The sequence below is a fragment of the Rheinheimera muenzenbergensis genome, from assembly GCF_036984005.1.
GTDB lineage: Bacteria > Pseudomonadota > Gammaproteobacteria > Enterobacterales > Alteromonadaceae > Alishewanella > Alishewanella muenzenbergensis.
Window position 1 is genome coordinate 32,937 of the sequence record NZ_JALAAR010000018.1, and the last position, 9,942, is coordinate 42,878.

Below are 9,942 nucleotides of genomic sequence, written 5' to 3' on the forward strand. Positions count from 1 at the left end.
TGTCATCCCAGATATCTCGATAGTTTAGGCCCCAGCCACTGACTCACACCAAGCGGAAGTTTTTGCCATAGCTTGATAAAATATTGGTAGCGCGGATTGTTCGGGCTAAGGTTCGGCAGTTGTTTTGCCGTGATCAGTTGGTACTGATAGGGCAGTTCTACCGCTTGCATGCCCCAATGTCTTTTATAATGGTAGGCGCCGGAATCGATTTTGCTGCGGCCAAAATCATAGCGATCACAGCCTTTGTCACTGCGGGCATGACACATGAGCTGATAATACATAAAGTCGTTACTTTTCAGCTCTTTTGCCTGCAGAATGCCGCCGCCGTAATAAGGCAGAACTTCGTTTTTATAGTAAAAACTCAGCACAGACGACACAGCCTTGTTGTGTTGTCGTACCGTTAAAATGTCTGCCTGGCCGGCAAACACGGCCATGATTTTGTCGAAGAAGGCCTGACTAAATACCGGTGTCCCAAGGTTGCGTACACTCTGTGAATAAGTGTGATAAAACTCGGTAGTATCACTATCAAGGCTGAATTGCAGATTTTCATTCAGCGCATGTCGCAATACAGCACGTTGTTTTTTCTTCACATTCGCCAGTATTTGCTCAGCTGTATCTGCCAGCTCACAGGCAAAATAAGCGTGGCTGCTGCGGGTAGCTAAGTTATTGTCTTGCGCAGTTTTATAGCGAAACTCAATATGTTGCACCTGCAATCTGGTAGCAAGCTGTATCGCCTGTTGCTCCAGGTAACGTTTTACCGGCGGCGCGCCAACTGCACCGCCGTAAACGCAGAAGGGCGTTGACACCAGGGCGTCGCCAAATAACAGGCTTTTTACCCGTGCTAAAGGTAAAACGCCAACAATATGATTATTTTCAGTAGCATACAGGTAGTAACATTGATGCCCGACATCGGCAAGGACTTGCTGCCAGCCAGATAAGTGAAAAAAAGTAGCATCGTCGCTGGCGTTAACAAAGCTGTCCCACGCCATAGCCTGCTCGTCCCTGAGCGACAATGTATGCAGTTGATACATCCGATTCCCTTACGTTATACAAAATACGGCTGAAATACTTCCCGGATACTACGCCACTGATAGTCTTGTAGCAAACGCACCAGCTTGGCTTCCATCCGATCTAAATTAGTGTAGTGTCTGAACTTAGATTTAAACGGCGCACTGGCAAAGCGCGGTTGCTGTGGATCTATTTCCCACGGATGGAAGTAGAACATATATGGCGAGTCGCTTTGCTTTAAATAACTGTCGATACATTTTTTACTCAACCAATACGGCAATAGGCGGAAATAACCACCGCCGGCAATCGGCCATTGTTTACCGGCTTTATTTAATACCGGCATTGGGCATTCCCAAATACCTTCGGTTCGTTTATACGGTTGCTGAGGCCAGTCCGGCGTACCATACAAATCGTGTACAACTGGGTAAGTGCTTGAGCTGTATAAATAACCTGCTTGTTGCAAGGTGGCGAAAGCCCATTCATTGCTTTTGCCAATAGAAAAACTTGGTGCCCGGTAACCTGTTACAGGGCTGCCAGTGATGTCTTCTAACAGGGCTTTAGCGCGTTGAATATCCTGTAAAAATTCAGACTGGCTTTGTACCGATGCTTTTGCATGCGCATAGCCATGACTGGCCACTTCATGGCCGGCAGCATGGATTTTCTGTACCAGCTGCGGAAAACGTTCTGCTACCCAACCTAAGATAAAAAACGTGGCCTTGGCCTGATGCACTTCAAATTGCTGCAGCAGGATTTCGGTGTTTCTAACTACTCTCTGAGGTAAATCAGGCCATTGTTGCTTCGACACCGTAGTGTCGAAGGCAGCAACGTGAAAATAATCTTCTACATCGACAGTTAAGGCATTATATCGGGTTGACGCTACTACCATTAATGTCAGCGCCCCTTGCCAAACAGCACAATTTCTACCGTTCTAACCAGGATCATTAGATCCAGCATCAGGCTACGGTGTTTAATGTAGTACAGGTCAAATTTCAGTTTTTCCTGTGCATCTTCAGCAGTTGCACCATAAGGATACTTCAGCTGTGCCCAACCGGTAAGACCCGGTTTTACATTATGCCGATGGTTGTAATAGGGGATATCTTTAACCAGTTGATTAACAAATTCTGGCCGCTCAGGTCTTGGTCCGACAAAACCCATATCACCGGCTAGCACGTTGATAAGCTGTGGCAACTCGTCAATACGATACTTGCGGATAATTTTACCAACCCGGGTGACCCGGTCATCATTGGCGCTGGCCCAGCGGGCGCCATTTTTTTCCGCATCAGAGCGCATACTGCGAAATTTTATAATATAAAACGGCTTGCCATCGATACCGACCCGTAACTGGCGGTAAAATACCGAGGTGCCGGATTTCCGGCCGTCTTCCAGATAAATGAGCAGAGCCGTAATTAACATGACTGGCCAGGTTAGTGCCAGCATCAGTACAGCTAACACCGCATTGAGTTTGTAATCGAGGTTGGTTTTAAAGCGCTGATTAAGATCCAGGCCATTGGCATAAATAACCCAACTTGGATAAATCAGGTTAACTGCGATTTGACCGGTTTCCTGCTCTATAAAATCAAGAATTTCAATAACATCAATGCCGCGGGTTTTACACTTAAATAAATGTTCGACCGGTAGCATGTTGCGGCGTTCATCACAGGCAATGACCAGCTGGTCTATCTGGTGTTCCATCACATACTGGAACAATGCGGTCTGGTAATCGAACCGGGCCAGTTTGTGTTCGGCGATGCCGGCGTCTTTATCACCGTCAATTGGCGTAAAGCCGACTATTTCGAAATTGCGTTTATCGACATTACGCCGCATACGCTTTTCGATTATCGAGGCGCGCTCACCGGCGCCCAAAACCAGCACCCGTCGCCGGCTGATTCTGGTGACGTCGTGATAGTGAAACAGCGCTCTGAACGCTGAAATAAGCAGGGCCGCAATTGCTGAAGCTATCGCCAGATATAAACTGCTGATATGCAGTGCCGGAAACAGCTGAAAAACAATAAGTTCCAGTAAGATGGCGTTAAATAGCAGCGTAATAACCACGCGCTTAATAATGCCTTTTTGCCCTTCGCGTAGCTTTTGATCATACAGGCCGACTGACAAAGCACAGAGCATTACCGATGCTGAAAACAGCGCGGCATTAATCAACTGGTGTTCTATTGTCACTGGGATAAAGTACAGGCTTATTGCATAGCTGGCGAGCAGGCTTGAGACAGATAGCAGTATAACTTCGCTGAGTAAAAACAGTTTATCTGCAATCGTATTTCGTCCGTAACGAGTTGCTTTACTCATAACCACATCCTTGTTGCATCCATTGCGTTGAAGCCATTGCCGTTTCAGGTTACTCTTGAACCTGCATAGGTTAGCTCACTAATTATACTGTTTTTAGACCAAAACAAAAATTAAATTTTCATTTTTTGCAGCACAAGGGTAAATTTTTAAGTTATATTAGAAAGGCATCAGAATAAGGATTTGTACTATGATGGCTAGATCTGCTAACGGATATTGCGGTTTCCTCTTGATTATTGCCGGCTTATTGCTGGCTGGGTGTAAAAGCTACTACCTGCCTCCTGCCACAGTGCAAAACTCACTTACGACGTCAGTTGATAATTATCAGTATCTGATCGGACCTAAGGACACAGTGTCTATTTTTGTCTGGCGCAACCCCGAGTTGTCCGGCAGTTTTATTGTCAGGCCAGATGGTAAGATCACCACATCGTTAGTTGAAGACGTTGTCGTCAGCGGTAAAACGCCGACACAGCTTGCACGCGATATGGAAGCGATACTGAGCAAATACATCCGTGATCCGGTTGTGACGGTGTCGGTGAATGGTTTCGTCGGCCCTTATAGTGAACAGGTTAGAGTTATTGGTGCTGCAACCAATCCAAAGTCGATTAACTATAACCAATACATGACATTGCTTGATCTAATGATCGAGGTAGGGGGCTTAACTGAATTTGCCAATGGTAATGGTGCAAAATTAGTTCGCGTCAAAGATGGTCGTCAACTGACTTACGAATTGCGTCTGGATGATTTGATCAGGGATGGAAAAATTGGGGCTAATGTCGATATCTTGCCCGGAGATGTCATTATTATTCCAGAAGCCTGGTTCTAATATTAGTAAGAATCGGGTCTAAGCAGTAACCGTAGTCAGGGAGTGATAAATGAAAGAGTTACAGCAAGCGATAGAGCAACTTTATACCTATCTTCAGGGCATTTGGCTTAGACGCAGGTATATCGTTATTACCGCTTGGTTGGTATGCCCGATTGGCTGGTTTTTTGTCTATAATTTACCGCCAACATACGAAGCTAACGCCAAACTTTATGTCGAAACCAGCACGGTATTGCAACCCTTGTTGCAGGGGTTGGCGTTAAGAACAAATAACGATGATGAAATCAAACTGATGGCTCGCACACTGTTGAGCAGGCCTAATCTGGAGAAAATTGCCCGCGCAACCGATCTGGATATCACTGCAACGACGGATAAAGAGTTTGAAGAGCTGATTGATACCCTGCAAAAAACGATAACCATCTCAGCCTCGGGGCGCGAAAATATTTATGTTATCTCTTACAGTAATCCGCAGCCACAGCTCGCGCTGAAGGTGGTGCAGGAAACGCTGAATAATTTTGTCGAAGGTCAGCTTGGCTCCAGCCGGGCCGATACCCAAACCGCCGAGCGGTTTTTAACCAGTCAGATTACTGACTATGAACGACGCTTGATGGAAGCTGAGCTCAGGCTGTCAGACTTCAAGAAAAACCGGCTAAATTTACTGCCCGGCAATGAAAACGACTATTACAGTCAGATCAATAATGAAAAGAAAAAACTGGAGGAGGCGCGCTTAACTCTGCGCGAGCTGGAGACCCGGTTAGCATCTGCAAAAAGCCAAATGGTAGGTGAAGAGCCGGTATTTGGGGTTATGCCTTTTACCGGCAGTGCCGGCCGGCCGGCTACCCAGTTTGATGACCGCATCCGGGCGCTGCAATCGCAATTGGACAATTTACTCATACGCTATACCGAATTTCATCCGGATGTGCTGGAAACAAAACGTTTACTGCAGCAGTTAGAGCAGCAAAGAGACGAGGAATTGCAGCAACTTGCACAGTTGACGGCTGAACAGCCGGGTAGCAGTGCGAATTTAAACCAAAATGCGGTGTATCAGGAATTACGTATCAGCGTATCCAGGCTGGAAACTGAAGTTGCTTCAGTGAAGGTACGGGTAAAAGCTTATGAAGAAAACGTCGCTGCCTTGGTTAGCAAGTTAAACCTAATTCCTGAAATTGAAGCGGAATTTACTGGTTTAAACCGCGATTACGATATTACCAAATCAAAGTATGAAGCGTTATTGAGTCGTCGTGAGTCTGCTGAACTATCACGCCGTGCTGGTGCGTCAGAGCAAGATGTGCAGTTTAATGTAATAGAGCCGCCCAGAGTACCTTTGGCGCCTTCCGGGCCTAACCGGGCATTGTTTTATACACTTGTGCTGGCTGTCGGTATAGGTGCAGGTATAGTCATGGCATTTTTACGCAGTATGATTTCGCCAGTGCTGACCAGAGCGAGTCAATTGCAGAGCATTTCTGATTTTCCGGTATTTGGTGTGGTGTCACATACAAATAAATCGACGATTTTACGTCAGGTAAGATTGCACTTTTTGTATTTTGCCTTATTGGCAGCGAGCTTGGTGTTTTGCTTTATACTGCTGCTTACTAATGAAATGTTATTTGGTCGTTCTGCTGAGTTGTTATCGAGGTTTGTCGGATGAGTATTATTGAAAAAGCAATTTCGAAACAAACTAAAATACAGCAAACGCCGGTTAGTGAAACCTTTGCAGAACCGACTTATCAGGCCGAAGACGAAAGGACAGCGTCAGATATTGCTAACGCACTACAAGATGCAGCTCCGGCACAACATCAAGAGGCTAAGGTCAGTGTTGAGCTAGATCTGCAGATGCTTGAGCAAAAGAACTTTGTTTCATTGTCCAGTGAGCGGCGGTTGATTAATGAAGAGTATCGCGTGATTAAACGCAAATTAATTAACAATGCTTTTGGAGCGTTAAGTAAAACATTAAAACACCCTAATTTAATTCTGGTCAGTAGCTCACGCTCAGGCGAGGGCAAGACGTTTTCTGCTGTTAATCTGGCCTTGAGTATTGCCTTAGAGCAGGACAAAACGGTGCTGTTGGTTGACAGCGATGTACTGCGTCCGAGCGTATCAAAAACCCTGAATTTACAACATAGTACCGGACTAACTGACTATTTGTTGTCAGATGAAGTGAAGGTATCCGACATTATGCTGAGCACTAATGTTGAACGTCTGAAGATTATTACCGCCGGTAGGCCTCACCATTTGTCGACAGAACTGTTGGCCAGTGAGCGGATGATGCAGTTAGCTTATGAATTTGCCACCCGTTATCAGGATCGGATTGTTATTTTCGATGCGCCACCGCTGCTAGGGGTGAATGAAACAGCAGTCATGGCATCTATGTGTGGTCAGGCATTGATAGTTGTTGAAGAAAACAGGACTAAGCTGGCTGAAATTGAACAGGCAGTAGCGCTACTACCAAAGGATATCGCTGTTGGCTTTTTAATTAATAAAGCGCATCGCAATCAGGCGAAAGGTTATGGTTACGGCTATTACTATGGCGCAACCTGATACCGTACGCAGGGCCTCGCCGCTGCAGATAAAAGGCGTTATGTACAGCCTTTGTCTGACGATGTATTCAACAAGTGGTGTCGCTGATATTACTGTCACGCCGGAAATTGAAACCGCCGCCTATGGCTTTTGGTTACGTGATGAACGGGCAGGCCCTGGTTTGGATAAAGGCCTGGCTTTTATGGCTGTGCCAACAATAACGCTAACGCACAAGGGCCAGCAATCCTCTGCCAGTATCAATGTGAAAAATGAATCTGTCTGGTATGACGATAGTCAACGCAATCATAAAAGTCTGACGACCTTCAGAGGTAGCAGCGGCGTATCAATGTTTGACAACCGGTTATCGCTGCAACTGAACGCACAGTCCGGACATCAGGTACGTAGTGCAGAAAACAATATCTACTCTGATATTATTACCGGCAGTGACAATTTGTCTAAGACCAGCAGTTATGGCGCAAATCTTAGCTTTGCCACTCTCAATAGTGCAGCTATTCAAAGCAAAGTAAATTTGTCTTACAGAAAATTCAGCTCAGATCGGCCTGAAGTTGCTGATGGTATTGATAGTTTTGACAACGACACCCTGCAAGCCAGTGTGCAATTAGCTGCTGGTTCACGCGGTGCAGGCGCTTTTGGTTTGCTCAGTGGCAGTATTAGTAAAACCACCCGGCAGTCGGCACAAGACTTTGAACGTGAACAGGCCAGCCTCATCGCCGGGCTACCATTATTTGGCAATTTGTCGGCTATAGTCCGCGCCAATTATCAGGACAATGCCGGTGATGGTAACAACAATTTTGGTGGTTACTTTGACACCTTCAAATCCTATGGCGCAGGATTGGAGTACCGCTTTGGGGCAGTGTCGTACATTAATGTCACGCAAAATCGCTCTACGCGCAGCGGTGAGCTGGAATTACCAGATGACGAAAATGAAGACGAGAAATATTATGCAACCGAAGTCTATATAGCACCAAGCCGTCGCAGCTCATTGCGTTATCGCTATGACCGCCAGTTTTTTGGTCGTACAACCTCTGTTGCGGGGCAGTATAATATGCGCACGGTATCCGCCCGGGTTACCGTTGCTGAGACGCTACAGGTATTGTCTAATCTGGACCAAATTTTTGAAGATTTGGGAATTTTTGTTTGTCCTACCGGCTCACAAGAAATTGATGATTGTGTTAAACCGCCAACAAACAACTACCAGTTGCAACCGGGCGAAACGTTGCAACAGTTTTTTCAGTCGGGCTTTGATATCAGTGAAGAGTTGGTAAAACGCCGTTCAGCGGTGTTTAATCTGGGTTATAACCATCGGCGAGTGAAATTAAATTTGTCGCTTAGTCAGACAGAAGATGAATACGCCGAGTCTTTACGCTCCAGAAAGACCAAGGCTGTTAGTGCAGTGTCAAGCTGGCAAATTGGCCGGCTTACCCATTTTCAGCTGTCAGCCCGGCACTATGATTTATCGTATTACGATGTACAGCGCACCGACAAAAACTTTTCGGTTGAAACCGGCTTTAAAAGAGAGCTGAATGACCAGGCTACAGTGAAATTAATGTTCAGACGTACCGTTAGAAACTCGTCGCAGCAAGCGTTTGACTTATCAGAAAACCGTGTTTGGCTAAGCTATAGTCACCGGCTGTAAATCACAGGCCGGTGCTAACTTCAGTCATTATTGTCCCTGCTACTTAGTAGTTGTTGTTGCCGCTTTAGCAGGGCATCAAGTTCTTTAACCAGTTTTAATTTTTGTTCCAGTTCGTTATCTATGATGCCGGACAGCTCGTTTAGCAAGCTTGCAGCTTTAGGTGCCGTGTTTGGCCTGGGCTCGGTGCTCGGCTCTGCCTGAGGCCGCAAATTTGCCACTTCCTGTGCAATTTCTTCAAGTACAGCGCTGACATTGTCTGCGTTAATTTGCTGACATTCTTCCAGATAGCCAAATAACAACACCCGGTCCATAACGGTATTAATTTTCCGTGGGATGCCTTTGCTGTAATTTTGGATCAGGGCGTAGCAATCATCACTTAATAAATCCAGCGCGCCGCCAGCTTGCTGTAAACGGTATTGGATATAAGCTTTGGTATCTTCCAGCTGAAAGGCCGATAAGTTAGACGATGCAATAATGCGTTGGCGAAACTGCTCCATATTAGCCGCCTGGATAATGGCGTTTAGCTCGTTTTGGCCCAGCAGAAAGCTTTGGATCAGTGGTTTGCCGTTTATCTGAAAATTGGACAGCATTCTTAGCTCTTCAATTGACGCCAGCGGCAGATTTTGTGCCTCGTCAACCAGCAACAGTGCTCGACGGTGTTGTGAATGCAAACGCTTAAGATAGTTGTATATGGCATCCAGATAACAGGCTTTGGTATGTTCAGTCACCACCAGATTAAAGCTGGAGGCAATCATGCGGATTAAATCATCGGGTTCAAGCTTGGATGTGACGATTTGTTTGGCGATAATTTCATCCTGGCTCAACTGGCTTAGCAACTGATTGGCTATTGTTGTTTTACCTGTACCAACGTCACCGGTAATAACGATAAAACCTTCACCTTGTGATAAGCCATATTGCAGGTAGGCCAAAGCGCGTTTATGCAGCTTGCTGGCATAAAACCAATTTGGGCTGGGGGTTAACTGAAAAGGCCGTTCCCTGAATCCAAAGTACTTTTCGTACATAACTATAATCCTTTACATCAATAACTCAGCATGGCGCTGCTTGGCCGTCTGCTGATAGTTTATACAAAAAACGTCCGGAACAACACACCTTGCATCGTTACATCGGCATAGTGCTTAAATTTGCTGAAATATTTATGCTGCAGATAAACCACCGGCCTTTAGGGCTAAGATGTTCTAAAAACAGCTTTTTCTGTACATTTTTGGCTATATTTGCAGCGTTGTGCTCAAAAAGCGATCGAACGAATAAACTGCCAGAAAAAACTGTTGACACATTTTCAGTGGCACCCTAGAATGCGCCCCGTGTTCAGCGCTAACGTAAGAAAGCAAAGAACATAAAAGTGTGGGGCTATAGCTCAGCTGGGAGAGCGCTTGCATGGCATGCAAGAGGTCAGCGGTTCGATCCCGCTTAGCTCCACCAAGATTTTTTAGTGCGTCCCCTTCGTCTAGAGGCCTAGGACACCGCCCTTTCACGGCGGTAACAGGGGTTCGAATCCCCTAGGGGACGCCAATAAATCTGCACTTTTTGAATGAATGTCTTTGCGTCCCCTTCGTCTAGAGGCCTAGGACACCGCCCTTTCACGGCGGTAACAGGGGTTCGAATCCCCTAGGGGACGCCA

The 9,942-nt window shown here is 46.1% G+C and carries 8 protein-coding genes and 3 tRNA genes; 7 read left to right on the forward strand and 4 right to left on the reverse strand.

Going from position 1 to position 9,942, the window contains the following annotated elements; all coding sequences use genetic code 11:
- Window positions 1-2: 2 nt before the first annotated feature.
- From MN202_RS17280 to MN202_RS17290, 3 genes are read right to left on the reverse strand one after another with little or no spacing between them, the layout of a single operon-like run.
- Window positions 3-1,031, reverse strand: coding sequence for a FemAB family XrtA/PEP-CTERM system-associated protein (locus MN202_RS17280; RefSeq protein ID WP_335737393.1), 1,029 nt, complete (start codon window positions 1,029-1,031; stop codon window positions 3-5).
- A gap of 14 nt (window positions 1,032-1,045) precedes the next feature.
- Window positions 1,046-1,894, reverse strand: a complete 849-nt coding sequence (locus tag MN202_RS17285; protein ID WP_335737394.1) for an XrtA system polysaccharide deacetylase — start codon at window positions 1,892-1,894, stop codon at window positions 1,046-1,048.
- A 5-nt stretch (window positions 1,895-1,899) separates the two neighbouring features.
- On the reverse strand, window positions 1,900-3,309 hold the full coding sequence (locus MN202_RS17290) for a TIGR03013 family XrtA/PEP-CTERM system glycosyltransferase (RefSeq protein WP_335737395.1): 1,410 nt from the start codon (window positions 3,307-3,309) through the stop codon (window positions 1,900-1,902).
- 187 nt (window positions 3,310-3,496) lie between these two features.
- Between MN202_RS17290 and MN202_RS17295 the strand changes: the two genes are divergently transcribed.
- Genes MN202_RS17295 through MN202_RS17310 form a run of 4 tightly spaced genes read left to right on the forward strand, consistent with a single transcriptional unit; the run spans window position 3,497 to window position 8,303 of the window.
- Window positions 3,497-4,132 (forward strand): XrtA/PEP-CTERM system exopolysaccharide export protein, encoded by a 636-nt coding sequence (locus tag MN202_RS17295; RefSeq protein WP_335737396.1) that lies wholly within the window; start codon window positions 3,497-3,499, stop codon window positions 4,130-4,132.
- Window positions 4,133-4,181: 49 nt separating this feature from the next.
- A complete protein-coding gene (locus MN202_RS17300) occupies window positions 4,182-5,777 on the forward strand; it encodes an XrtA system polysaccharide chain length determinant (protein WP_335737397.1) in 1,596 nt (531 codons plus the stop codon).
- Window positions 5,774-6,667, forward strand: a complete 894-nt coding sequence (locus tag MN202_RS17305) for an XrtA-associated tyrosine autokinase (protein ID WP_335737398.1) — start codon at window positions 5,774-5,776, stop codon at window positions 6,665-6,667. Before MN202_RS17300 ends, MN202_RS17305 begins: the two co-directional genes overlap by 4 nt.
- The gene (locus MN202_RS17310) at window positions 6,636-8,303 is read left to right on the forward strand and encodes a porin family protein (RefSeq protein WP_335737399.1); all 1,668 of its coding nucleotides are present in this window, start codon (window positions 6,636-6,638) and stop codon (window positions 8,301-8,303) included. Before MN202_RS17305 ends, MN202_RS17310 begins: the two co-directional genes overlap by 32 nt.
- Before the next feature lie 20 nt (window positions 8,304-8,323).
- On the opposite strand, the gene MN202_RS17315 is transcribed toward MN202_RS17310, so the two are convergent.
- On the reverse strand, window positions 8,324-9,325 hold the full coding sequence (locus MN202_RS17315) for an ExeA family protein (protein WP_335737400.1): 1,002 nt from the start codon (window positions 9,323-9,325) through the stop codon (window positions 8,324-8,326).
- Window positions 9,326-9,667: 342 nt separating this feature from the next.
- Here MN202_RS17315 and MN202_RS17320 point away from each other — a divergent pair.
- The 3 genes from MN202_RS17320 to MN202_RS17330 all read left to right on the forward strand — a co-directional run bounded on the left by MN202_RS17320 (window position 9,668) and on the right by MN202_RS17330 (window position 9,942).
- Window positions 9,668-9,743, forward strand: a tRNA-Ala gene (locus MN202_RS17320).
- Window positions 9,744-9,757: 14 nt separating this feature from the next.
- Window positions 9,758-9,833: transfer RNA gene (locus MN202_RS17325), tRNA-Glu, on the forward strand.
- 33 nt (window positions 9,834-9,866) lie between these two features.
- Window positions 9,867-9,942: transfer RNA gene (locus MN202_RS17330), tRNA-Glu, on the forward strand.